This is a genomic window from Citrobacter sp. RHBSTW-00599, from assembly GCF_013784065.1.
Classification (GTDB): Bacteria; Pseudomonadota; Gammaproteobacteria; order Enterobacterales; family Enterobacteriaceae; genus Citrobacter; species Citrobacter braakii.
Map to the genome: position 1 here is coordinate 2,734,345 of NZ_CP056717.1, position 22,767 is coordinate 2,757,111.

The 22,767-nt window shown below is 52.1% G+C and carries 25 protein-coding genes and 1 pseudogene; 13 read left to right on the top strand and 13 right to left on the bottom strand.

Annotated elements, in window-relative coordinates:
• Nucleotides 1-17 precede the first annotated feature (17 nt).
• From tyrS to anmK, 4 genes are all read right to left on the bottom strand, one after another.
• Nucleotides 18-1,292, bottom strand: coding sequence for a tyrosine--tRNA ligase (gene tyrS, locus HV243_RS13330; RefSeq protein ID WP_003836431.1), 1,275 nt, complete (start codon nucleotides 1,290-1,292; stop codon nucleotides 18-20).
• Nucleotides 1,293-1,418: 126 nt separating this feature from the next.
• A complete protein-coding gene (gene pdxH / locus HV243_RS13335) occupies nucleotides 1,419-2,075 on the bottom strand; it encodes a pyridoxamine 5'-phosphate oxidase (RefSeq protein WP_003029169.1) in 657 nt (218 codons plus the stop codon).
• Between the two features lie 58 nt (nucleotides 2,076-2,133).
• The gene (mliC, locus tag HV243_RS13340) at nucleotides 2,134-2,463 is read right to left on the bottom strand and encodes a C-type lysozyme inhibitor (RefSeq protein WP_085951051.1); all 330 of its coding nucleotides are present in this window, start codon (nucleotides 2,461-2,463) and stop codon (nucleotides 2,134-2,136) included.
• Between the two features lie 87 nt (nucleotides 2,464-2,550).
• A complete protein-coding gene (gene anmK, locus HV243_RS13345) occupies nucleotides 2,551-3,672 on the bottom strand; it encodes an anhydro-N-acetylmuramic acid kinase (RefSeq protein WP_016152999.1) in 1,122 nt (373 codons plus the stop codon).
• Nucleotides 3,673-3,946: 274 nt separating this feature from the next.
• Between anmK and slyB the strand changes: the two genes are divergently transcribed.
• Complete coding sequence (slyB, locus tag HV243_RS13350; protein WP_046276343.1) at nucleotides 3,947-4,414, top strand: outer membrane lipoprotein SlyB; 468 nt, start codon at nucleotides 3,947-3,949, stop codon at nucleotides 4,412-4,414.
• Between the two features lie 47 nt (nucleotides 4,415-4,461).
• On the opposite strand, the gene slyA is transcribed toward slyB, so the two are convergent.
• Nucleotides 4,462-4,902: a transcriptional regulator SlyA gene (gene slyA / locus HV243_RS13355; RefSeq protein WP_019076732.1), complete on the bottom strand. Its 441-nt coding sequence runs from the start codon at nucleotides 4,900-4,902 to the stop codon at nucleotides 4,462-4,464.
• Between the two features lie 192 nt (nucleotides 4,903-5,094).
• Here slyA and HV243_RS13360 point away from each other — a divergent pair, with 192 nt between their 5' ends.
• The 3 genes and pseudogenes from HV243_RS13360 (at nucleotide 5,095) to HV243_RS13370 (ending at nucleotide 8,234) form a co-directional block, all read left to right on the top strand.
• Nucleotides 5,095-5,331, top strand: coding sequence for a DUF1656 domain-containing protein (locus HV243_RS13360; protein ID WP_016156432.1), 237 nt, complete (start codon nucleotides 5,095-5,097; stop codon nucleotides 5,329-5,331).
• Between the two features lie 2 nt (nucleotides 5,332-5,333).
• On the top strand, nucleotides 5,334-6,197 hold the full coding sequence (locus HV243_RS13365; RefSeq protein WP_016156431.1) for an HlyD family secretion protein: 864 nt from the start codon (nucleotides 5,334-5,336) through the stop codon (nucleotides 6,195-6,197).
• Nucleotides 6,194-8,234, top strand: a pseudogene (locus tag HV243_RS13370) (FUSC family protein). Before HV243_RS13365 ends, HV243_RS13370 begins: the two are co-directional and overlap by 4 nt.
• Here HV243_RS13370 and sodC read toward each other — a convergent pair.
• From sodC to HV243_RS13385, 3 genes are all read right to left on the bottom strand, one after another.
• Nucleotides 8,210-8,734: a superoxide dismutase [Cu-Zn] SodC gene (gene sodC / locus HV243_RS13375; protein ID WP_016152994.1), complete on the bottom strand. Its 525-nt coding sequence runs from the start codon at nucleotides 8,732-8,734 to the stop codon at nucleotides 8,210-8,212. The pseudogene HV243_RS13370 and the gene sodC overlap by 25 nt on opposite strands.
• 81 nt (nucleotides 8,735-8,815) lie before the next feature.
• Nucleotides 8,816-9,712 carry an aldo/keto reductase family oxidoreductase gene (locus HV243_RS13380; protein WP_047358435.1) on the bottom strand — a complete coding sequence of 299 codons (897 nt, stop codon included), beginning with the start codon at nucleotides 9,710-9,712 and terminating at the stop codon, nucleotides 8,816-8,818.
• Nucleotides 9,713-9,761: 49 nt separating this feature from the next.
• Nucleotides 9,762-10,001, bottom strand: coding sequence for a DUF1289 domain-containing protein (locus HV243_RS13385; protein ID WP_016156428.1), 240 nt, complete (start codon nucleotides 9,999-10,001; stop codon nucleotides 9,762-9,764).
• A gap of 101 nt (nucleotides 10,002-10,102) precedes the next feature.
• Between HV243_RS13385 and HV243_RS13390 the strand changes: the two genes are divergently transcribed.
• From HV243_RS13390 to rnt, 4 genes are all read left to right on the top strand, one after another.
• A complete protein-coding gene (locus HV243_RS13390; protein ID WP_016152991.1) occupies nucleotides 10,103-10,702 on the top strand; it encodes a TetR/AcrR family transcriptional regulator in 600 nt (199 codons plus the stop codon).
• 54 nt (nucleotides 10,703-10,756) lie between these two features.
• Nucleotides 10,757-11,854 carry an alkene reductase gene (locus HV243_RS13395; protein WP_003029197.1) on the top strand — a complete coding sequence of 366 codons (1,098 nt, stop codon included), beginning with the start codon at nucleotides 10,757-10,759 and terminating at the stop codon, nucleotides 11,852-11,854.
• A 97-nt stretch (nucleotides 11,855-11,951) separates the two neighbouring features.
• Nucleotides 11,952-12,359 carry a lactoylglutathione lyase gene (gene gloA / locus HV243_RS13400; RefSeq protein WP_003029198.1) on the top strand — a complete coding sequence of 136 codons (408 nt, stop codon included), beginning with the start codon at nucleotides 11,952-11,954 and terminating at the stop codon, nucleotides 12,357-12,359.
• 94 nt (nucleotides 12,360-12,453) lie between these two features.
• Complete coding sequence (gene rnt / locus HV243_RS13405; protein ID WP_016152990.1) at nucleotides 12,454-13,101, top strand: ribonuclease T; 648 nt, start codon at nucleotides 12,454-12,456, stop codon at nucleotides 13,099-13,101.
• A gap of 54 nt (nucleotides 13,102-13,155) precedes the next feature.
• On the opposite strand, the gene grxD is transcribed toward rnt, so the two are convergent.
• Nucleotides 13,156-13,503: a monothiol glutaredoxin 4 gene (grxD, locus tag HV243_RS13410; protein WP_003832760.1), complete on the bottom strand. Its 348-nt coding sequence runs from the start codon at nucleotides 13,501-13,503 to the stop codon at nucleotides 13,156-13,158.
• A 333-nt stretch (nucleotides 13,504-13,836) separates the two neighbouring features.
• Between grxD and HV243_RS13415 the strand changes: the two genes are divergently transcribed.
• A complete protein-coding gene (locus HV243_RS13415; RefSeq protein ID WP_019076728.1) occupies nucleotides 13,837-14,667 on the top strand; it encodes a C40 family peptidase in 831 nt (276 codons plus the stop codon).
• A 127-nt stretch (nucleotides 14,668-14,794) separates the two neighbouring features.
• Nucleotides 14,795-15,376 carry a superoxide dismutase [Fe] gene (sodB, locus tag HV243_RS13420; RefSeq protein ID WP_047358438.1) on the top strand — a complete coding sequence of 194 codons (582 nt, stop codon included), beginning with the start codon at nucleotides 14,795-14,797 and terminating at the stop codon, nucleotides 15,374-15,376.
• A gap of 40 nt (nucleotides 15,377-15,416) precedes the next feature.
• Here sodB and HV243_RS13425 read toward each other — a convergent pair whose 3' ends face one another.
• Nucleotides 15,417-16,586, bottom strand: coding sequence for an MFS transporter (locus HV243_RS13425; protein WP_046276347.1), 1,170 nt, complete (start codon nucleotides 16,584-16,586; stop codon nucleotides 15,417-15,419).
• A 176-nt stretch (nucleotides 16,587-16,762) separates the two neighbouring features.
• Entirely contained in the window at nucleotides 16,763-16,852 is a 90-nt protein-coding gene (cydH, locus tag HV243_RS13430) for a cytochrome bd-I accessory subunit CydH (protein WP_003029209.1), read from the bottom strand.
• A 297-nt stretch (nucleotides 16,853-17,149) separates the two neighbouring features.
• Here cydH and purR point away from each other — a divergent pair, with 297 nt between their 5' ends.
• A complete protein-coding gene (purR, locus tag HV243_RS13435) occupies nucleotides 17,150-18,175 on the top strand; it encodes an HTH-type transcriptional repressor PurR (RefSeq protein ID WP_003832757.1) in 1,026 nt (341 codons plus the stop codon).
• Here purR and punR read toward each other — a convergent pair.
• Nucleotides 18,172-19,104 (bottom strand): DNA-binding transcriptional activator PunR, encoded by a 933-nt coding sequence (gene punR, locus HV243_RS13440; RefSeq protein WP_019076726.1) that lies wholly within the window; start codon nucleotides 19,102-19,104, stop codon nucleotides 18,172-18,174. The two genes, purR and punR, sit on opposite strands and share 4 nt — an antisense overlap.
• 113 nt (nucleotides 19,105-19,217) lie before the next feature.
• Here punR and punC point away from each other — a divergent pair, with 113 nt between their 5' ends.
• Together punC and cfa are read left to right on the top strand one after the other, a co-directional pair.
• On the top strand, nucleotides 19,218-20,423 hold the full coding sequence (punC, locus tag HV243_RS13445; RefSeq protein WP_053389109.1) for a purine nucleoside transporter PunC: 1,206 nt from the start codon (nucleotides 19,218-19,220) through the stop codon (nucleotides 20,421-20,423).
• A gap of 290 nt (nucleotides 20,424-20,713) precedes the next feature.
• Nucleotides 20,714-21,862 carry a cyclopropane fatty acyl phospholipid synthase gene (gene cfa, locus HV243_RS13450; RefSeq protein ID WP_016152983.1) on the top strand — a complete coding sequence of 383 codons (1,149 nt, stop codon included), beginning with the start codon at nucleotides 20,714-20,716 and terminating at the stop codon, nucleotides 21,860-21,862.
• Between the two features lie 41 nt (nucleotides 21,863-21,903).
• On the opposite strand, the gene HV243_RS13455 is transcribed toward cfa, so the two are convergent.
• Nucleotides 21,904-22,551, bottom strand: coding sequence for a riboflavin synthase (locus HV243_RS13455; RefSeq protein ID WP_016152982.1), 648 nt, complete (start codon nucleotides 22,549-22,551; stop codon nucleotides 21,904-21,906).
• Between the last annotated feature and the right edge of the window lie 216 nt (nucleotides 22,552-22,767).

The following is a 22,767-nucleotide window of genomic DNA, read 5'->3' on the forward strand; positions in this document are numbered from 1 at the left end:
CCCCTGCTAACTAAATCTTACTTCCAGCAAATCAGACAATAGTTCTTCTTGCCACGGCGCAGTAAGGTGTAGCGCCCGAACAGGATATCACTCTCCTGGAAGAAATATTCCGGATCGGATTGCTTCTCACCGTTGATGGTCACCGCATTAGACGCGATAGTCTTACGTGCCTGGCCGCGAGAAGGTTGCAGCTCGGAGTCCACCAGCGCCTGCATCAGATCGGCACCTTTGTCCATCTCGATCATCGGCACACCATCCTGCGCCAGCTGTTCGAAATCCGCTTCGCTCAAATCGCTCAGATTACCGTTGAACAAGCTTTCGGTAATACGTTTTGCCGCTACCAGACCTTCTTCGCCGTGAACCAGACGCGTTACTTGCTCAGCCAGAACATACTGCGCGCGCGGCGCTTTACCGCTATTTTTATCTTCTTCTTCCAGCGCATTGATCTCTTCAATGTCCATGAAAGTAAAGAATTTCAGGAAGCGATAAACATCCGCATCGGCGGTGTTAATCCAGAACTGGTAGAATTTGTACGGACTGGTTTTCTTCGGATCCAGCCACACAGCGCCGCCTTCCGTCTTACCGAATTTCGTACCGTCAGCTTTAGTGATCAACGGAACGGTCAGACCAAACACCTGGTTCTGGTGCAGGCGACGGGTCAAATCGATACCCGAAGTAATGTTGCCCCACTGGTCAGAACCGCCAATCTGCAGCGCAACACCGTGCAGTTTGTTCAGGCAGGCAAAGTCATAACCCTGCAGCAGGTTGTAAGAAAACTCGGTAAAAGAGATCCCCTGATCGTCACGGTTCAGACGCTGCTTCACCGCTTCTTTGTTGATCATCTGGTTAACGGAGAAGTGTTTGCCGATATCACGCAGGAAAGTCAGTACATTCATACTGCCAAACCAGTCATAGTTGTTCGCAGCAATCGCCGAGTTGTCGCCACAGTCGAAATCGAGGAACGGCGCAACCTGTTTGCGGATTTTATCCACCCACTCCTGCACGGTGTCTTCGGTATTCAGTTTACGCTCGGCGGCTTTAAAGCTCGGGTCACCAATCAGACCGGTTGCGCCACCCACCAGTGCGACAGGCTTATGGCCTGCCTGCTGGAAGCGTTTCAGGCATAACAATGGAACCAGATGCCCCAAATGCAAGCTGTCAGCGGTAGGATCGAAGCCGCAATAGAGCGCGATCGGGCCTTGCGCCAGTCGCTCTGCTAACGCTTCCTCGTCCGTCACCTGGGCCACCAGCCCCCGCTCTTGCAATTGTTTAATCAAGTTACTGCTTGCCATCAAAATCTCCATGTATAAAACGACTGCACCTTAGCCGGTACACGACTTTTCGCCTGATGCGAAAGAAACATAGAATAAAGCGCCGGATTGTTCAGCACCAGCGCTTAAAACAAGAATTTTGCATCTTTAGGGGGCCAGGCGATCAATTTTCCACGCGTTATCTTCGCGTTGGTATAAAAAACGATCGTGCAGACGGTTTTCGCCACCCTGCCAGAACTCCATCTGCTCAATACTCACGCGAAAGCCTCCCCAGAAACTGGGCAGTGGAACTTCACCTTGCTGAAACTTCTGCTTCAGTTCGAGAAATTTGCTTTCCAGAATACCGCGCGCGGAGATCCGACTGGATTGCTTAGAGACCCAGGCGCCAATCTGGCTATCACGTGGGCGACTGTGGAAGTATTTCACCACTTCCAGCGTGGAAAGGCGCTCAGCCTTGCCGATCACCATCACCTGCCGTTCCAGCGTGTGCCAGGGAAACAGGAGGCTGATGCGTGGGTTTTTCTCAATCTGATGTGCCTTACGGCTACCGAGGTTGGTATAGAAAACCAGCCCTTTGTCATCATAATGTTTGAGCAACACGATACGCTGATAAGGCTGACCGTTTTCATCGACGGTAGCAACGACCATCGCAGTGGGATCGGCCAGTTTGGCGTCACAGGCTTGCCCCAGCCAGCGCTCGAACAGCGCAAGGGGCTCGGCGGGAAGATCGCGGCGGCGGAGACCGCCTTTCGTGTATTCACGGCGCAAATGCGCGATTTGCTGCAATTCGTCGTTATCAGACATGATGTTGGCTACGGATTGTCAGTGGGTGACGCTATTGTGCGCCGCCCAGGTGAAAATCTCAACGCTTCGGGTTCTGTAACTGACAGTTATTTAGCACAATTCTGTCTCGTTTATAGACCGTTGCCTCGTCGCCTTTAGACCAGAAGACGTAAATACCATCGGTATAGCGAGCACCTGATGCCGACACGCCCTGTTTGAGGTTCAAAAGCTGATTATCATAAACAAAACTCGCCATCTGACGGGTATTGTTCAGCTTCACGGTAAGCGGTTTTTCGTCACAGCGGTATTCGAGCGTATCCGTTTGCATACGCTCGACAAATTGGTTGTACACGCTGCACCCGCTAAGCAGTACCGGCAGACACACTAACAACAGTTTTTTCATAGCCATATCCTGAAGACTTTCCTGGTCCTGGAGGGTAATGGCACCCTCCCTAATATCCCTAGTTTATCGACATATGGCGCTGAATAATTTCAGTTAACTCTGAGTTCGTGGGTTAGCAGGATAAATCGCCCCTAAAACGCTCGGTTCTGATGCGCCGGTCACGGAAGGCAGATTTCCCGGTAATCCCGCCAGCGTTCGCCACGCCAGCCAGGCAAAAGCAAGGGCCTCCATGTCATCGCCGCTGATCCCAGCCTCATCGGTTGAGGTGACCTCTGTCCCTGGCAATAACGCCGCCAGACGCATCATCAGCAGCGGATTACGGCTGCCGCCGCCGCATACCATTAGCCGTTCACAGCCTCCGCTTAGCAAGACCTGCTCGGAAATGGTCACCGCCGTCAGTTCGGCAAGCGTCGCCTGCACATCCCGCGGGCTTATTCCCGGGAACTGCGCCATATGACGTTCTATCCAGCCATAATTGAAATACTCGCGGCCAGTGCTTTTCGGCGCAGGCGCAGAAAAATAAGGATCGTTAAGCATATTTTGCAGTAAAGGCAGGATCACCGTTCCCGATGTGGCCCACTGCGCATCTTTGTCGTAGGGTTGGCCGCATTGCCGCCAGATCCAGGCATCCATCAGCATATTGCCCGGCCCGGTGTCGTAACCGCGAACGGGTTGCTGTGGGATAAGCAGAGACAGATTGGCAATTCCGCCGATGTTTAGCACCATCCGCCGCTCCGTTGGATGAGCCAACAGCGCCTGATGAAAAGCGGGAACCAACGGCGCGCCCTGCCCGCCGAGAGCGATATCGCGGCGACGAAAATCGCCGATCACCGTTATCCCGGTACGCGCAACGATTTGATTGTTGTCGCCAATTTGCAGCGTGTGCGGCGCGATTCCCGTCGGTTCATGCCACACGGTTTGCCCATGACAGCCAATCGCAACGATCTCCTGCGGTTTCAATTTTTCCTGTGCCAACAGCGCATTCACCGCCTCGGCAAACAGATAACCGAGCTGTGCGTCAAGTTGGCCAAACTGCGATAACGTAAGCTGCTGCCCCTGGCAGATATCCAGGATCGCCTGCTTTATATGGAGAGGAATAGGCCAGGTCAGACTCGCCTGTTGCGCAACCATCGTTTCATCTATCGTCGCCAGCACAACATCGACACCATCAAGGCTGGTTCCAGACATTACACCGATAAAACGGCCCGATTTCATATGTCATCCTTTTAAGCAAATTAGCCTTGACACTCAACCATAAAGTGCCGACTAATGCCATGCTTCCTTAATGATTTTTGAGGGCTAATCATTACAATGGACGCTTTATTACATCAATTATATGAATGATTCGTTTATACTCGGTATATCCGATTTCGGTTAAGATTTTCATATTGTTCCAGTAGAACATGTGACCTTAGGCTCACAAGTGCCATATAATTTAGCCATGAAGGGTGCTTTATTAGCGTTTCGTGGTGTTAAAGGAGATTTGTAAATGATTAAACGTGTGCTGATTGTTGCATTAATGGGTGTGTCTTTGGCGGGCTGCGTTAACAATGATAGCCTTTCAGGCGACGTATACACCGCATCCGAAGCGAAACAAGTTCAGAACGTTACCTACGGTACAATTGTTCATGTTCGTCCGGTGCAAATCCAGGGTGGTGATGACGCAAACGTGATTGGCGCCATTGGTGGTGCGGTACTCGGCGGGTTCCTGGGTAACACCGTCGGCGGCGGTACGGGTCGTTCATTAGCCACAGCGGCTGGCGCAGTTGCCGGTGGCGTAGCGGGTCAAGGCGTACAAGGTGCGATGAATAAAACCCAGGGTGTAGAACTGGAAATCCGTAAGGACGACGGTAATACCATCATGGTGGTTCAGAAACAGGGTGCAACCAAGTTCTCAGCTGGCCAGCGCGTTGTTATGGCTAACAACGGCAGCCAGGTTACCGTGTCTCCACGCTAATCGAATTCACGTGTGGTCAGGCTCTGGCCACACGTCATCTTATCGTTTCAGCCCTGTGACTGCAGTTCAATAATATTGTGTTCCAGTCTGGCGACCAGTTTAATCAGCAGATCAATTTCTTCAGCTGAAATCCCTTCCAAAATTTCTCCACGCGTCTTGTTGATAACCGCTTCCATATCTGCAATCAGCGGCTCTGCTTTTTCTGTCAGTTTAATTCTCTTTGCCCGACGATCGCTGGCGCAAGTCTGTCGTGAAATGAGTCCCTTTTCTTCCAGCTGGTCAAGCGTGCGTACCAACGAAGGCTGCTCGATGCCAATCGCTTTAGCCAACTGAATCTGCGATTGATCAGGCGGCAATTGATGAATGTTGTGCAGCGTAACCCAATGCGTCTGCGTCAACTCCAGAGGTTTCAGGCGATGGTCAATCAGAGCACGCCAAATGCGCACCAACCGTGCCAGATCAGAACCTAATGGCGATTCCAATTTCATCTCCTTATAATTAGCTTGCTAAGTTATTATGCTGATTTTAGAATAGTGTGCAGCATTTGTATTCCCAAAACAAATGTATTGCCAAATTTGCTTACCGGCTGACATTTTTTCAGACATTATGCGTTACAGAGACTCATTGTCTCTTTTTTGCTAAACCTATAGCAATGCTCTCTTCCGCCAAGGATTTTGCCCGTGAAGTTTATGTTTAATGCAACAGGATTGCCCCTACAAGATTTAATGATCGGAGCATCTGTCTACTTCCCTCCTGTTTTCAAGGCGTTTGTAGCAGGATTTATTCTCTGGCTGGTTGTTCATCGCCTCCTGCGCGACTGGATTTACTCCGGCGAAATCTGGCATCCCCTGTTAATGGATCTGTCACTCTTTACGCTTTGCGTATGTCTGGCCTTTGTAATGCTGATTGTGTGGTGATTATGTCGCTTAAAACCATTAAATACTTCTCCACCATTATAGTCGCTGCCATCGCAGTTTTCGCCGGATGGTGGATGTGGAATTACTATATGCAATCGCCCTGGACACGTGATGGCAAAGTGCGAGCTGAGCAGGTCAGCATCACGCCGCAGGTCTCAGGCAGCATTAGCGAACTCAATATAAAAGATAACCAGTTTGTTAACAAAGGCGATGTCCTTTTTATCATCGACAAGACGCCGTTTCACATTGCTGAACTGAATGCGCAGGCGCAGCTGGCGAAGGCACAGTCCGATCTGGCGAAAGCCAATAACGAAGCCAACCGCCGCCGTCATTTATCGCAAAATTATATCTCAGCCGAAGATCTGGATACTGCTAACCTCAACGTGAAAGCCATGCAGGCCAGCGTTGAAGCAGCCGAGGCCAGCCTGCGCCAGGCACAGTGGCAACTGACGCAGACGGTGGTCAAAGCGCCCGTAGCGGGCTGGGTCACCAACCTTTCAACTCGTACTGGAGACTACGCCTCAACCGGTAAGCCCCTGTTTGCCCTTGTCGACAGCCACTCTTTCTATGTGATGGGGTATTTTGAAGAAACCAAGTTGCGCCACATTCGTGAAGGTGCTCCTGCGGTTATCACGCTCTACAGCGGCAACATAAAGTTACAGGGTCACGTATCCAGTATTGGTCGCGCCATCTACGACCAAAGTGTGGAAAGCGATTCCGGCCTGATTCCCGACATCAAACCCAATGTGCCGTGGGTGCGTCTGGCCCAACGCGTTCCGGTCCGCATCGAATTCGACGCTCTGCCGCAGAATGTCACCCTGGTTTCTGGTACGACCTGCAGCGTGTCTATCGGCCAGCGTAAATGAAACTGTCCCACCTGATGCCAGGCCATTGGCCGTGGTTTAAAGCCACGGTAGCGCAGTGGCGTTATGCGTTGCGAAATACCATTGCGATGTGTCTGGCGTTAACGTTCGCCTATTACCTGAATCTGGATGAGCCCTACTGGGCGATGACCTCGGCGGCAGTGGTCAGCTTTCCCACCGTCGGCGGGGTTATCAGCAAAAGTCTGGGTCGTGTTGCGGGTAGCTTGCTGGGTGCCACCGCCGCGTTGATTATTGCCGGTCATACCCTCAATGAGCCGTGGTTGTTTTTGCTGAGCATGTCAGTGTGGATCGGTTTTTGTACCTGGGCCTGCGCGCACTTCACCAATAACGTCGCCTATGCCTTTCAACTGGCCGGTTATACGGCGGCGATCATTGCTTTTCCCATGGTCAATACCATAGAGATTACGCAGTTGTGGGATATCGCTCAGGCCCGCGTATGCGAGGTCATCGTCGGTATCCTGTGCGGCGGCATGATGATGATGATCCTCCCCAGCACCTCCGATGGCACCACGTTGCTTACCGCGCTGAAAAACATGCATTCGCGTTTACTGGAGCATGCCAGCTTACTCTGGCAACCGGAGACAACGGATGCGATTCGCACAGCCCATGAAGGTGTTATCGGTCAGATTCTGACCATGAACCTGCTGCGTATTCAGGCGTTCTGGAGTCACTACCGTTTTCGCCGTCAAAATGCGTTGCTCAATTCGCTGTTGCATCAGCAGTTACGTATGACCAGCGTGATCTCCAGTCTGCGCAGGATGCTACTGAACTGGCCCACTCCCCCGGCTAATACCCGGGAAATCATCGAACAACTGCTCAGCGAGCTGGTCAAATCCAATACCGACACCTACACCGTCGCGCGTATTATCGCCCCCCTGCGTCCTCTCGATGCGCGCGACTATCGGCACGTCGCCTTCTGGCAACGACTGCGTTATTTTTGTCGGCTGTACTTACGCAGCAGTCATTATCTGCATTTACTGGAAAATGGCGTTACCGCCGAGCGTATTACTATCGCCCGCACGCCAGGACTTGCCCGTCATACCGATAATGCGGAAGCCCTCTGGAGCGGATTGCGTACGTTCTGTACCCTGATGCTTATCGGCGCATGGAGCATTGGCGCGCAATGGGAATCAGGCTCTGGCGCACTAACGCTCGCGGCCATCAGCAGCGTGCTATATTCTGCCGTAGCCACGCCGTTCAAGTCACTTTCTTTGCTGATGCGCACGCTGGTTCTGCTGTCGCTGTTTAGCTTTGTGGTTAAGTTTGGCCTGATGGTGCAAATCTCTGACCTCTGGCAATTCATTCTGTTTCTCTTCCCGCTACTCGCTACCATGCAACTCCTGAAGCTGCAAATGCCTGCGCTGGCGGGTCTTTGGGGACAGCTAATCGTGTTTATGGGATCGTTTATCGCGGTGACTAATCCGCCGGTTTATGATTTTGCTGATTTCCTGAATGACAATATGGCGAAAATCACCGGCGTGGCGCTATCGTGGCTGGCATTCGCCATTCTGCGGCCTGGATCGGATGCGCGGAAAAGTCGCCGCCATATTCGCGCCCTGCGCCGGGATTTTGTCGATCAGCTCAGCCGACATCCCTCACTTAGTGAAAACGAATTTGAGTCGCTGACCTATCATCACGTCAGCCAACTCAGCAACAGTCAGGATGCACTGGCGCGACGCTGGCTATTGCGTTGGGGGGTTGTCTTGCTGAACTGCTCGCACGTGGTGTGGCAACTGCGCACCTGGGAGGTGCGTTCAGATCCTCTGGCTCGCGTCAGAGACGTGTGTATTTCGCTGCTTCGCGACGTAATGAGTGAGCGCGGCGTCCAGCAACGACCGCTGAATGCCACGCTGAGTGAGCTACAGCGTATTTGCGACACGCTCGCCCACCATCATCAACCTGCGGCGCAAGAACTGTCGGCGCTTATCTGGCGACTACACTGCTCGCTTTCTCAGCTCGAACAGGCGCCTCCGCCGGGTACGCTAGGCAATTGATTATTTGATAACGCCACAGGCGTAGCGCGCTCCGCCACCGCCAAGCGGTTTTGGTTGATCGGACATATTATCGCCACCGACATGGATCATCAGCGCTTTGCCTTTAACCTCATCGAGCGTTTTCAGCCGCGGCGCAATGACCGGTGTTGTGGCGTTACCGTCGTTATTCACCACCAGCAGCGGCAGGTCGCCCATGTGGCCTGCGCCTTCCGGACCTTCGTGCTTGCCGGTTTGGTGCGGATCATAATGGCCTCCAGCCGATTCCGCGGCTGAGGCTTTTCCTTCTTTAATCGCCGGTTGGCAACTGCCATTCGCATGCACATGGAAGCCATGTTCACCCGGCGGTAGCGCTTTCAGATCGGGCGTAAACTCCAGCCCTTTCCCGGTTTCAACAATAGTGACCGTACCAATCGCCTGGCCGACGCCTTGCGACGTTACCAGATTCATCGTCACTTTTTCTTCACTGGCAGCCTGCGCACCTGCACAGGCGAGTAGAGTAATAATGGCCAAACTCAAACGCTTCATAAGACCTCCGTCCAAAAGGTGTCTGATTGATAAGTGTAAACCAGTGACACAAATTTGAACGGAGAAGCGTCAAAAACGCGATTACGGTACGTCGTAACCCAGCGCGGCTTTGCGAATACGGAACCACTGCTGGCGAGACATGTTCAATGACTCAGACTCAACGGCAGCACGTACACGCTCTATCTTCCCTGAGCCAATAATCGGCAGCGGCTGAGACGGCAGACGTAAAATCCAGGCGTACACCACCTGCTCAATGAACTGCGCGTTTAACTCTTCTGCGATTGTGGCAAGTTCATTACGTAATGGCTGGAACGCATCGTCATTAAACAGACGACCACCGCCGAGGCAGGACCAGGCCATCGGACGAATGCGTAGTTGTTGCAGTTGATCTAAAGTACCATCCAGCAGGAGCGGCTGATGTACCGGTGAGATCTCAACCTGGTTAGTCGCCAGCGTGAACGGCAGACGCGATTGCAGCAGTGAGAACTGTGCCGGGGTGAAGTTAGATACGCCAAAGTGACGCACTTTTCCGCTATGGTGCAATTTTTTGAACGCGTCGGCGACGTCGTCCGCATCCATGAGCGGATCGGGACGGTGGATGAGCAGCAAATCAATATGATCGGTCGCCAGTAACTTCAACGATGCTTCCGCACTGGCAATAATATGCGCGCTGTCGGTGATGTAATGACCCAGCGCATTTTCCGTGCGCGCCGTCGTGGCGATCCCGCACTTGGTAACAATCTGCATTTTTTCACGCAGATGCGGGGCCAGCTTCAGTGCCTCGCCAAACGCCGCTTCACACTGGTATCCGCCGTAAATATCGGCGTGATCGACGGTGGTAACGCCCAGGTCCAGATGTTCTTCAATAAAGCTGACTAGCTGGCGCGCGGACATATTCCAGTCCATCAGGCGCCAATACCCCATTACAAAGCGAGAAAATTCCGGACCTTGCGGCGCAATAGTAATACGCTGAACCATAGCAGCTTCCTTATAAGTGAATGTGCATCGAGTATACGCAATTACGCTTTTAAAAGAGTGAAGGTTGTTGCGGTTCTTCCGAAGGGTTGGCTTTGTTTGCTCGTAATTTACGCATCAGGCGCTGACGACAAAGCCGTAGCACTTCCTGCTTTTCGGCATCGCTCATCTTTTGCCAGTTAAAACGCTCATCCCGACTGCGAAAACAGCCGCGGCAAAAACCGCGCTCGTCAGACTGACATATTCCACGGCATGGGCTCTGGACGGGGAAAAACTCCAGCTGTTCGGCCACATCCCCTCCTTTAGTAAGATTGATATACCTATTGAAGACGTTAACTGAATTTCTCGCAAGCGCTATTGCATTAGACCGACTGGTCTATTACACTCCTTTCCATGAACAAAATCACTGAACACGATACACGCGAACATCTGCTGGCGACTGGCGAACTGCTGTGTATGCAGCGCGGCTTCACCGGTATGGGCTTAAGCGAACTACTGAAAACCGCTGAAGTCCCCAAAGGTTCGTTTTATCACTATTTTCGCTCTAAAGAAGCGTTCGGTGTTGCGATGCTGGAACGCCACTATGCGGCCTATCATCAGCGACTGGCTACGCACTTTGATACGGGGGCAGGAAACTATCGCGATCGCATTCTGGCCTACTATCAGGAAACCCTGAACCAGTTTAGCCAGCACGGCATTATCAGCGGTTGTTTAACCGTAAAACTGTCTGCCGAAGTGTGCGATCTGTCAGAAGATATGCGCACGGCGATGGATAAAGGCGCGCGGCACATTATTGCGCTGTTAGCGCAGGCGCTGGAGAAAGGTCAGGCAAATCATTGTCTGTCCTTTGTTGGCGAGCCGTTACAGCAGGCGCAGGTATTGTATGCGCTGTGGCTGGGCGCCAACCTGCAGGCCAAGATTTCTCGTAGCGCCACTCCGCTGGAAAATGCGCTGGCGCACGTTAAAACCATCATTACTACGCCTGCCGTTTAACAGGCGTTTTTATTTCTTTTATTACTAGACGACCGGTCTATTCAGGAGTGCCATATGTCATCTGAAAAACTTTTTTCCCCACTGAAAGTGGGTGCTATTACGGCAGCAAACCGCGTATTCATGGCGCCACTGACACGTCTGCGCAGCATTGAGCCTGGCGACATCCCTACTCCGCTGATGGCCGAGTATTACCGTCAACGCGCCAGCGCGGGTCTTATCATCAGTGAAGCTACACAGATTTCCGCGCAGGCGAAAGGCTATGCGGGGGCACCCGGCTTACACAGCGAAGCGCAAATTGCCGCATGGAAAAAAATCACCGCTGCCGTACATGCGGAGCAAGGTCATATTGCGGTCCAGTTGTGGCATACCGGGCGCATCTCTCACGCCAGTCTGCAGCCCAACGGTCAGGCACCGGTCGCACCTTCCGCGATTAGCGCCGGTACCCGGACCTCGCTGCGTGATGAAAATGGTCTGGCAACGCGTGCGGATACCTCAATGCCGCGTGCGCTGGAAACGGAAGAAATTCCCGGCATCGTTAATGACTTCCGTCAGGCGATTGCCAACGCGCGCGAAGCGGGTTTCGACATGGTTGAACTGCACTCCGCTCACGGCTATCTGCTGCACCAGTTCCTGTCGCCAACGTCTAACCAGCGTACCGATCAATACGGTGGCAGCGTCGAAAATCGTGCACGTCTGGTGCTGGAAGTTGTCGATGCCGGTATTAAAGAATGGGGTGCCGATCGCATCGGTATTCGCGTCTCCCCGATTGGCTCATTCCAGAACGTTGACAACGGCCCGAACGAAGAAGCCGATGCGCTGTATCTGATTGAACAACTGGGCAAGCGCGGAATCGCTTACCTGCATATGTCTGAGCCGGACTGGGCTGGCGGCGAGCCGTATTCCGATGCGTTTCGCGAAAAAGTTCGTGCGCGTTTCCACGGTCCGATCATTGGTGCAGGTGCCTACACACCTGAAAAAGCAGAAGCACTGATCGAGAAGGGCCTGATCGACGCCGTTGCTTTTGGTCGCGCCTATATCGCAAACCCGGATCTGGTTGCGCGCCTGCAGCGTAAAGCGGAGCTGAATCCGCAACGTGCCGAAAGCTTCTACGGCGGCGGCGCGGAAGGTTACACCGATTATCCTACCCTCTAACGTCACAAACTCCGTTCTGCCATTGATAGCGGCGTAACAACGCCGCTATACTAAAACAACATTTTGAATGTATTAGCCATTTTCGAAGGGGAAAAAGATGCGTTTACTTCATACCATGCTGCGCGTGGGTGACCTGCAGCGTTCCATCGAGTTTTATACCAACGTGCTGGGCATGAAGCTGCTGCGTACCAGCGAAAACCCTGAATACAAATACTCCCTGGCCTTTGTCGGCTACGGCCCTGAAACCAGCGAAGCCGTGATCGAACTGACCTATAACTGGGGTGTCGACAAGTATGAGCTGGGCACTGCCTACGGCCATATCGCCCTGAGCGTAGACAACGCAGCCGAAGCCTGTGAACGTATTCGTCAGAATGGCGGTAACGTCACGCGTGAAGCCGGTCCGGTAAAAGGCGGCACCACCGTAATCGCGTTCGTTGAAGATCCAGACGGTTACAAAATTGAACTGATCGAAGAGAAAGACGCCGGGCGCGGCCTGGGCGACTAACCTCCCCACGGGCGCAGATCGTCTGTGCCCGTAGTTTTATACTCATCATTTTGCCATAATACGCGCTGCAATTATCCCGTATTAAGAGACCCAGATGTCCGATAACGCTCAACTTTCCGGTCTGTGTGACCGTTTTCGTGGTTTTTATCCTGTCGTCATTGATGTCGAAACCGCAGGGTTCAATGCCAAAACCGATGCGCTGCTTGAGATCGCAGCCATCACACTGAAAATGGATGAACAAGGCTGGCTGATGCCGGACACGACGTTACATTTCCACGTAGAGCCATTTGAAGGCGCGAATTTGCAGCCGGAAGCCCTCGCCTTTAACGGAATTGACCCTAACAATCCGCTACGCGGAGCGGTCAGCGAATATGACGCTCTGCATGCCATCTTTAAAATGGTGCGTAAAGGCATTAAAGACAGCGGCTGCAATCGGGCGATCATGGTGGCGCATAACGCTACGTTCGACCACAGTTTTATGATGGCCGCAGCAGAACGCGCCTCGCTCAAACGTAATCCATTTCATCCGTTCGTCACCTTTGATACTGCGGCCTTAAGCGGCCTGTCTCTGGGGCAAACTGTGTTATCGAAAGCGTGCCTGGCGGCAGGAATGGAATTTGACGGGACTCAGGCGCACTCGGCGCTATATGACACCGAACGGACGGCCGTGCTGTTTTGCGAAATTGTTAACCGCTGGAAACGTCTCGGCGGCTGGCCTCTTCCCGTGCCTGAAGAGGCATAACGGACCGATAAAAAAAGCGACCATCACGAGGTCGCTTTTTTATTTACGCTGATATTATTCAGCGTCCGGCTCTTCGGTTTTGTATTTCGCCGCTGTTTCTTTAATCAGCTGCTGCAACTCACCGCGCTGGTACATTTCGATCAAAATGTCACAGCCGCCAACCAGCTCACCATCAACCCACAGCTGCGGGAAGGTTGGCCAGTTTGCGTATTTCGGCAGCTCGGCGCGAATATCCGGGTTCTGCAGAATATCAACATAAGCAAAGCGTTCACCACAGGCGGACAGCGCCTGCACAGCCTGAGCGGAGAAACCGCAGCTTGGCAGTTTAGGGGAACCTTTCATGTACAGGAGAATCGGGTTTTCAGCGATCTGGCGCTGGATTTTTTCGATAGTGGTGCTCATTATCTTGCTTCCTTAAACTTCTTTTACGGCAGTAGTCTGACATTGTAGCGGGTCAGACAGGCAACGGAAAATAACATTTTCATTACGCGTTATTATTTTATCCCCTGACGCCAAAAGTTGCATTCACAATCTCACTTATCCCTTTAAAGCCTGTGGATTTGATTATTCGTTCACCAACGCCAACTTTAATTGCTGATTTTTTTTGCGGTCGGTTACGAAACGTAGTTTTAAACAAAAAAGCTATTAACTTTCCCTCTTTCTATAGATTAGAATCATCAAGTTTTGAAAATCACACGCAGGCATGATAGACCTGCCTTACCAGAGGATTGCTCAGTGGCGCGGATAAACCGAATCTCGATCACGCTCTGTGCTTTACTTTTTACTACACTGCCCTTTACGCCCATGGCTCATGCTTCCAAGCAGGCCAGGACGACACCTACCCATTCCCACACCATCAAAACGGTAGATAAAAAGAAAAGCGCAACAACCAGCCAAAAAACAACAAAGACCAGCAAAAAAACGGCGACAAAAACCACCAGCAAAACCAGCACCAAAACCGCTTCCTCTTCTAAACATCGCACTGCCGCTCCGGCAAAGTCGACTAAAACAGCAAACCGTCGTGGTAAAAACACCGCAGCACAAACCGCTGCCGTTACCTGGACTGAAAAATGCACGCCGCGCAAAGGTCATAAGCCGCGCTGTGTAAAAGTGAAAACCACCGCACCAACGACGCTGGCTGACGCGCATAAAGTGAAAGTACAGAAAGCCACTAAAACCGCCATGTCCACGCTGATGAACCAAATCGGCAAGCCTTATCGCTGGGGCGGCACCTCACCAAGAACCGGATTTGACTGCAGCGGTCTGGTCTATTACGCCTATAAAGATCTGGTGAAATTCCGCATTCCACGTACAGCGAACGAAATGTATCATCTGCGCGATGCTGCGCCGATTGAACGTGGCGAACTGAAAAATGGCGATCTGGTATTTTTCCGTACCCAGGGGCGTGGAACTGCCGATCACGTTGGCGTTTATGTTGGCAACGGTAAGTTTATTCAGTCACCGCGCAGCGGCCAGGAAATTCAAATCACCTCTCTGAGTGAAGATTACTGGCAGCGCCACTATGTGGGCGCTCGTCGGGTAATGACGCCAAAAACAATTCGTTAAAAACTTACCCTACAGTACATGCTGTAGGGTAAGTTCTTCTTTTGCATAACCTTTCAATTTGCTACCCTATCCTTACTCACAATGAGGCTATTGTGTGTACTCAATATAAATAATAAGGAGAGAAGCAATGTCGTTTGAATTACCTGCATTACCGTATGCCAAAGATGCTCTGGCACCGCACATTTCTGCCGAAACGCTGGAATATCACTATGGCAAACACCATCAAACTTACGTGACTAATCTGAACAACCTGATTAAAGGCACGGCGTTTGAAGGCAAATCACTGGAAGAGATCGTACGTAGCTCTGAAGGCGGTGTATTCAATAACGCAGCACAGGTATGGAACCACACGTTCTACTGGAACTGCCTGGCACCGAACGCAGGTGGCGAACCTACCGGTAAACTGGCCGAAGCAATTGCCGCCTCCTTTGGCAGCTTTGCGGTTTTCAAAGCGCAGTTCACCGATGCCGCTATTAAAAACTTCGGTTCTGGCTGGACCTGGCTGGTAAAAGGAACGGATGGCAAACTGGCTATCGTTTCCACCTCCAATGCAGGTACACCGCTGACCACCGACGCGACGCCGCTGATGACCGTTGACGTATGGGAACACGCCTACTACATCGATTATCGCAATGCCCGTCCTGGCTACCTGGAAAACTTCTGGGCGCTGGTGAACTGGGAATTTGTTGCGAAGAACTTCGCAGCATAAAAAAGATGACGCAGAAGGAGAACCCTTCTGCGTTTTAGCATTAATTCGCGGTAGTGAAAGCCTCTTCAGGCTGTTTGCGCGCCGAGATAAAGACCAGCAGCAGCGCAAGCCCCGCCACAATTGCCCCCATCACCGGAACAAAGCTGTAGCCCAACCCACCGGAAATCACCGCCCCACCGGCTGCGGCACCCAGAGCATTCCCCAGATTAAACGCGCCAATGTTGACTGACGATGATAATCCAGGCGCTTCGCTGGCAACGCGCATCACGCGCATCTGCAACGGCGGAACGACCGCAAACGTCGCTGCCCCCCAGACCACCATACTAACTGCCGCACCCAGCTCATTACGCGCCAGGAAAGGAATGGCCAGCATAATAACCATCAGCAGCAGTAAAAAGCCTTTCAGCGTACCGTTGACGGAACGGTCAGCCAGTTTGCCACCAAGATAGTTACCGATTGAGAAGCCAACGCCAATCAGCACCAGCATACCGGTCACAAACGCCGGTGTGGCATGGGTGATTGTATGTAACACTGGTGAGATATAGGTATAAAGCGTGAACATCGCCCCCGCTCCCAGAACGGTCGTCAGCAGCGCCGACAGCACCTGCGGACGCATAAGTACCGCCAGTTCGCTACGGACATCCGGGCGCTCTCCCGCCCCACCTTTGGGTAATGAGAAGAACAGGCTGACCATGGCGATGACGCCCAGACCCGCCGTTGCCATAAACGACATACGCCAGCCGATGGTTTCACCAAGCCAGGTCGCCGCAGGAACGCCGCCAATATTGGCAATGGTCAACCCCATAAACATGGTTGCCACGGCGCTGGCCTGCTTATGTTTGGGTACTACGCTTGCAGCGACAACGGAGCCAAGACCAAAAAATGCCCCATGGTTCAGACTGGTCAAAATACGCGATAACATCAGGGTGGTGTAATCCGGCGAGATAGCCGAAAGCACGTTGCCCAGCGTGAAAATCGCCATCAGGAATATCAACGCATTACGTCGCGCACGATGAGACAGCAGTAATGTCATCAGCGGAGCACCCACCATCACCCCAACCGCATACGCGCTGATTAACATTCCGGCCGCGGGAATCGAGACATCCACACCTTTGGCAATGACGGGCAATAATCCCATTGGCGAAAATTCAGTGGTGCCAATGCCAAACGCGCCGATCGCCAGCGCCAGTAAAGGATAATTGAGTTTCATATTTCGACTCCGTAACGTCGAGCCGGGGCGCGACATAAAATAAGAGTCAAAAGCATGACATTGATCTCAAAATTAATAAAGTTAACAAAATTGCAAAAGACTTTTGCTTATTCGCAAACAATCGACGGGAAAGGCAAGCGGAAAGGATGAGGGAGAGCGAACTCCCTCGGGGGAAATCAATGCAGCGCTGCGGTCAGGCCACCCGCGACGATCAAACCCAGAACAATAATGGTAGTCACTAACGAAAATTTCAGATCGGTGCTCATCAAGTTTTCTCCTTTTTATTCCCACACAAAAAGTGATATTGCGCATTTTTACACACTTGAAAGCAAAAATCTCTCACGATTTATATTGATAACTGCTTTTAACTCTTCCCCTTTTCGTTAAGATCAGACAAAATTCCACGCTTACTTGATTAGCGTACCGGCCATTGACCCCTTCCTGACGTTCCGTGTCGTTTTCCCGGCGTGCCGCAACCCTTACGTTGCGCTAAGGGTGTGTTAAGGCAAACGTTTACCTGGAGTATTCTCAGGAGCTTAGGATATGGTCTGGAGTGAGATGTAATGGCAACAATTAAAGATGTAGCGAAGCGAGCAAACGTTTCCACTACAACCGTATCACACGTAATTAACAAGACGCGCTTTGTCGCGGAAGAAACGCGTAATGCTGTCTGGGCGGCGATCAAAGAGCTGCACTATTCTCCGAGCGCCGTGGCGCGCAGCCTGAAGGTGAATCACACCAAGTCTATTGGCTTGCTGGCCACCAGCAGCGAAGCGGCCTATTTCGCTGAAATTATCGAAGCCGTTGAGAAAAACTGTTTCCAGAAAGGCTATACCCTGATTCTGGGTAACGCATGGAACAGCCTCGAAAAACAGCAGGCTTATCTGTCAATGATGGCGCAAAAGCGCGTTGATGGTCTGCTGGTGATGTGTTCTGAGTATCCGGAGTCGCTGCTTTCGATGCTCGAAGAGTACCGCCATATTCCGATGGTCGTTATGGACTGGGGCGAAGCTAAAGCCGACTTTACCGATACGGTCATTGATAACGCCTTCGAAGGCGGTTACATGGCGGGTCGGTATCTGGTAGAACGCGGTCATCGTGAGATTGGCGTGATCCCAGGACCAATGGAGCGTAATACCGGAGCCGGGCGTCTGGCAGGCTTTATGAAAGCGATGGAAGAAGCGCTGATTAAAGTTCCTGAAAACTGGATTGTGCAGGGCGATTTTGAGCCTGAATCGGGCTATCGCGCCATGCAGCAAATTCTGTCACAGTCGCATCGTCCTACCGCCGTCTTCTGCGGTGGCGATATCATGGCGATGGGTGCGCTGTGCGCCGCTGACGAGATGGGACTGCGCGTACCGCAGGATGTTTCGCTCATCGGTTACGACAACGTGCGCAATGCCCGCTTCTTCACGCCAGCTCTGACCACCATTCACCAGCCTAAAGATTCACTGGGGGAAACGGCCTTCAACATGCTGTTAGACCGTATCGTGAATAAACGTGAAGAGTCGCAGTCTATCGAGGTTCATCCGCGCCTGGTAGAACGCCGCTCCGTTGCCGACGGCCCGTTCCGCGATTACCGTCGTTAAGACTGTTGTGCGGGAGCCTCATCGGGCTCCCGCAACCATTCCTTATTCAGCGTTTCACTATCCCCTAAATAGTCCAGCAGCCAGCTCAATGCCGGCGACGTATCGTTCTGTTGCCATGTCAGGCAGCATGCGGCATCAGGAAATGGATTCTCCAGCTGTAGCGCGACCCATTTGCCGCTATCAATCCACGGTTTGGCAAAATGCGTCGGTACCATGCCCACGCACAGACCTGCAGATAAACAGGTAGCAGAAGATTCCCAGTCAGGCACCACAACGCGCTTTTGGTTATCCAGCAGCCAGGTAATACGCTTGGGAAGCGTACGCGACGTGTCTTCACGCACCAGCGACGGCCAGTTGCGCAACGTGTCGTCGCTTAGCGGTCCGGGCATTGACGCCAATGGATGATGGCTTGCCACCACGCAGCTCCAGCTCAGCATTCCCATGTCGCGGAAGGTATAGCGCCCCCCCACCGGAATCGCCTGCGTGGCGCCGATTGCCAGCTCAACGCGCCCATCGGACAGCGCATCCCAGACACCGTTAAACACCTCCTGGAAAACCAGCAGCTCCACATCATCAAAATGACGATAGAAATCCACGATCATCTGTCGGGTACGATCCGGGCGGACAATGTTATCTACCGCGATCGCCAACTGCCCGCGCCAGCCATTGGCAATTTGCTGACATTGCTGGCGGGTGATCTGCATTTTTTTGATAACAGAGCGGCCTTCTTTGAGAAACCATGCACCAGCAGGCGTCAATTCCACGTCCCGATGACGTCGCTCAAAAAGCGGCACCGCCAGCCACTCTTCCAGTTGACGTACGGTATAGCTTACCGCCGAGGGTACACGGTGCAACTCCTGCGCGGCCGAACTAAAGCTACCGTTACGCGCAACCGCATCCACAACTTCAAGTGAATATTCCGACCACATATTCTGCCTACAAAAAATTTGAAATCAGTAAGCAAATATTAGCGTTTCACAGCAAGAATTACACTCACTACACTCAGCGGCATTGTTCTACTGCTAAAAAAAGAGAAATGATGATGCAACCTGGGAAAGGATTTTTAGTCTGGCTGGCGGGTCTTAGCGTACTCGGCTTTCTGGCAACGGATATGTATCTGCCCGCCTTTGCCGCAATTCAGTCCGATCTGCAGACGCCTGCATCTGCCGTCAGCGCCAGCCTTAGCTTATTCTTAGCGGGTTTTGCCGTCGCGCAACTTCTGTGGGGGCCGCTCTCTGACCATTATGGCCGCAAGCCAGTTTTGCTGCTGGGTTTATCCATCTTCGCGCTGGGCAGTTTGGGCATGCTGTGGGTTGAAAATGCCACCGGTCTGCTGGTACTGCGCTTTGTTCAGGCCGTTGGCGTTTGTGCGGCATCGGTTATCTGGCAGGCGCTGGTCACCGATTATTATCCTTCACAAAAAGTAAACCGCATCTTTGCCACCATTATGCCGTTGGTCGGGTTATCCCCGGCATTAGCGCCATTATTAGGCAGTTGGATCCTGGTACATTTTTCCTGGCAGGCCATTTTCGCCACCCTGTTTGCCATTACCCTGATCCTGATGCTTCCGGCTCTGCGCTTAAAACCAACAGCTAAAGCACGCGACGACAGCCAGGATAAACTGACTTTCGCTACCCTGTTGCGCTCAAAAGTTTACCGCGGAAACGTGCTGATTTATGCCGCTTGCTCCGCGAGCTTCTTCGCGTGGCTGACGGGTTCCCCGTTCATCCTCAGCGAAATGGGCTACAGTCCGGCGGTGATTGGCCTGAGCTATGTTCCACAAACCATCGCTTTCTTAATTGGTGGTTACGGCTGCCGCGCTGCGCTGCAAAAATGGCAGGGCCGTCAGTTGCTGCCCTGGTTACTCATTCTGTATGCCTTTAGCGTAGTAGCCACCTGGGCAACCGGCTTTATTCACCATGTTGCGCTGGCTGAAATCCTCATTCCATTCTGCGTTATGGCGATTGCCAATGGAGCAATCTACCCTATTGTTGTGGCTCAGGCGTTACGTCCTTTCCCACAAGCTACGGGACGCGCAGCGGCATTGCAGAACACACTGCAACTGGGTTTATGCTTCCTGGCAAGCCTTGTGGTTTCCTGGTTGATCGCCACCCCGCTGCTCACCACCACCAGCGTGATGCTGACAACGGTGCTGCTGGCGGCCGCGGGTTACAAAATGCAGTCGCAGAAGGCTAACGCCACGCACACAGATGATCGGGCGCAAATTGCCCACGGTGAGTCTCACTAGTAATCATCTTTGATAATTAATTAGCCTGCTAATATTTATTGGTTGAATCGTCAAAAATTCAGGCCTATACTGATTTCCGGTTGTTAAAAAAACGATAATTGTTATGTGTTAACGGGGACAAGAACGTTCCCGTTTTCCCATGGATGGTCTTTTCGGCAAGGGTTCCTCCCTTCCTCTGTTCTACGTCGGATTATAGATTCGCGGATTAATTCCGTGAGAGTTCTCACAAAGCCCAAAAAAGCGTCTACGCTATTTTAAGGTTCTGATCACCGACCAGTGATGGAGAAGCTATGAGTTCATCGTGTATAGAAGACGTCAGCGTACCGGATGATGACTGGTACCGCATCACCAATGAATTATTGAGCCGTGCAGGTATTACCATTAATGGTCCGGCACCGGCAGATATTCGCGTAACGAACCCCGATTTTTTCAAACGCGTACTGCAGGAAGGATCGTTAGGGTTGGGCGAAAGTTATATGGATGGCTGGTGGGAATGCGACCGGCTGGACATGTTTTTTTGTAAAGTCCTGCGCGCAGGTCTTGAAAATCAACTCCCCCGCCACTTTAAAGACACGCTACGTATCGCCACGGCTCGCCTGTTCAATTTACAGACCAAAAAACGTGCGTGGGTCGTCGGCAAAGAACACTACGATTTGGGCAACGATCTCTTTACCCGCATGCTGGACCCTTATATGCAGTATTCCTGCGCCTACTGGAAAGATGCCGATACCCTGGAATCTGCCCAACAGGCGAAGCTAAAAATGATTGCCGAAAAACTGCAGTTGAAGCCAGGCATGCGGGTGCTCGATATTGGCTGCGGCTGGGGCGGCTTATCCCAGTTTATGGCGTCACAATATGGCGTTAGCGTGGTGGGCGTGACCGTTTCGGCAGAACAGCAGAAAATGGCGCAGGCGCGTTGTGCGGGGCTGGATGTCACAATTTTGCTGCAGGATTATCGCGACCTGAACGACAAATTTGATCGCATTGTCTCCGTCGGCATGTTTGAGCATGTGGGGCCGAAGAACTACGCGACTTATTTTGAGGTGGTTGATCGTAATTTAAAACCCGACGGCCTCTTTTTGCTGCATAGCATCGGCTCCAAAAAGACCGACAATAACGTTGATCCGTGGATCAATAAATATATCTTCCCGAACGGCTGTTTACCGTCAGTTCGCCAGATTGCCAACGCCAGCGAGCCGCATTTTGTGATGGAAGACTGGCATAATTTTGGCGCGGATTACGATACAACGTTGATGGCCTGGCACGAGCGTTTCATGAGATCCTGGCCTGAAATCGCCGATAACTATACCGAACGCTTTAAACGGATGTTCAGCTATTACCTGAACGCCTGCGCCGGTGCGTTTCGTGCTCGCGACATCCAGCTGTGGCAGGTAGTTTTTTCCCGCGGCGTTGAACACGGCCTGCGCGTTCCCCGCTAATCGTTATCACCCCCGTGCCAACGGGGGTTTTACACTCTGGCTTAGGCTCCCGCCTCACCCGTTACGTTACTGATGGCGCTTTCACGCGCCGCCAGTACGCGCTCAACGGTATCAACCACCGCCTGGGTTTGAGGATCGATTTCGATATTGACCCGCGCGCCTAACTTTTTCTTACCCAGCGTCGTACGTTCCAGCGTTTCCGGGATCAAATGCACACAGAAACGCGTCGGTGTCACCTCGCCGACCGTCAGACTGATGCCATCAATTCCGATAAATCCTTTGTACAAGATGTATTTCATCAGCGACGGATCCTGAACTTTAAACCACACCTGGCGGTTGTTCTCCGAGGTCAGAATTTTCGACACTTCGGCGGTCGTCATAATATGGCCCGACATTAAATGTCCGCCAATTTCATCACTGAATTTTGCCGCACGCTCAACGTTGACCAAATCCCCAACCTTCAGGTCACCCAGATTGGTGATACGCAGCGTTTCTTTCATCAGATCAAAGCTTATCTGGTTACCGTTGATTTCGGTTACCGTCAGGCAGCACCCATTGTGGGCAACCGATGCGCCGGTCTCCAGCGCATCCAACATATATTCAGGTAACTCCACAACATGCGTACGAAAATTTGGTTTTTCATCAATAGACACCAGTTTCGCGGTGCCCTGCACAATACCCGTAAACATACTTCTAACTCCTGAACTGAATTAAGACATCTCTGCACAGCACAATAGCAGGTGGAAATTCAGGTTGCCAGCAATGCGCCGCTACTGCCTGTTTTTTCACTGGAGAATTACGTATTCCTCGCTACAATAGACTGAAATTTCCCCTGCTTTTTCTCCTTGCTGCCATATAAGGCGGCTTTTTTAGTCTCTCAAATAACAACAATATAGTGGTGTACA

Coding starts and splice junctions, on each gene's coding strand:
- tyrS (WP_003836431.1), bottom strand. CDS start 1,292: ATGGCAAGCAGTAACTTGATTAAACAATTGCAAGAGCGGGGGCTGGTG.
- pdxH (WP_003029169.1), bottom strand. CDS start 2,075: ATGTCTGATAACGACGAATTGCAGCAAATCGCGCATTTGCGCCGTGAA.
- mliC (WP_085951051.1), bottom strand. CDS start 2,463: ATGGCTATGAAAAAACTGTTGTTAGTGTGTCTGCCGGTACTGCTTAGC.
- anmK (WP_016152999.1), bottom strand. CDS start 3,672: ATGAAATCGGGCCGTTTTATCGGTGTAATGTCTGGAACCAGCCTTGAT.
- slyB (WP_046276343.1), top strand. CDS start 3,947: ATGATTAAACGTGTGCTGATTGTTGCATTAATGGGTGTGTCTTTGGCG.
- slyA (WP_019076732.1), bottom strand. CDS start 4,902: ATGAAATTGGAATCGCCATTAGGTTCTGATCTGGCACGGTTGGTGCGC.
- HV243_RS13365 (WP_016156431.1), top strand. CDS start 5,334: ATGTCGCTTAAAACCATTAAATACTTCTCCACCATTATAGTCGCTGCC.
- sodC (WP_016152994.1), bottom strand. CDS start 8,734: ATGAAGCGTTTGAGTTTGGCCATTATTACTCTACTCGCCTGTGCAGGT.
- HV243_RS13380 (WP_047358435.1), bottom strand. CDS start 9,712: ATGGTTCAGCGTATTACTATTGCGCCGCAAGGTCCGGAATTTTCTCGC.
- HV243_RS13390 (WP_016152991.1), top strand. CDS start 10,103: ATGAACAAAATCACTGAACACGATACACGCGAACATCTGCTGGCGACT.
- HV243_RS13395 (WP_003029197.1), top strand. CDS start 10,757: ATGTCATCTGAAAAACTTTTTTCCCCACTGAAAGTGGGTGCTATTACG.
- gloA (WP_003029198.1), top strand. CDS start 11,952: ATGCGTTTACTTCATACCATGCTGCGCGTGGGTGACCTGCAGCGTTCC.
- rnt (WP_016152990.1), top strand. CDS start 12,454: ATGTCCGATAACGCTCAACTTTCCGGTCTGTGTGACCGTTTTCGTGGT.
- grxD (WP_003832760.1), bottom strand. CDS start 13,503: ATGAGCACCACTATCGAAAAAATCCAGCGCCAGATCGCTGAAAACCCG.
- sodB (WP_047358438.1), top strand. CDS start 14,795: ATGTCGTTTGAATTACCTGCATTACCGTATGCCAAAGATGCTCTGGCA.
- HV243_RS13425 (WP_046276347.1), bottom strand. CDS start 16,586: ATGAAACTCAATTATCCTTTACTGGCGCTGGCGATCGGCGCGTTTGGC.
- cydH (WP_003029209.1), bottom strand. CDS start 16,852: ATGAGCACCGATCTGAAATTTTCGTTAGTGACTACCATTATTGTTCTG.
- purR (WP_003832757.1), top strand. CDS start 17,150: ATGGCAACAATTAAAGATGTAGCGAAGCGAGCAAACGTTTCCACTACA.
- punR (WP_019076726.1), bottom strand. CDS start 19,104: ATGTGGTCGGAATATTCACTTGAAGTTGTGGATGCGGTTGCGCGTAAC.
- punC (WP_053389109.1), top strand. CDS start 19,218: ATGCAACCTGGGAAAGGATTTTTAGTCTGGCTGGCGGGTCTTAGCGTA.
- cfa (WP_016152983.1), top strand. CDS start 20,714: ATGAGTTCATCGTGTATAGAAGACGTCAGCGTACCGGATGATGACTGG.
- HV243_RS13455 (WP_016152982.1), bottom strand. CDS start 22,551: ATGTTTACGGGTATTGTGCAGGGCACCGCGAAACTGGTGTCTATTGAT.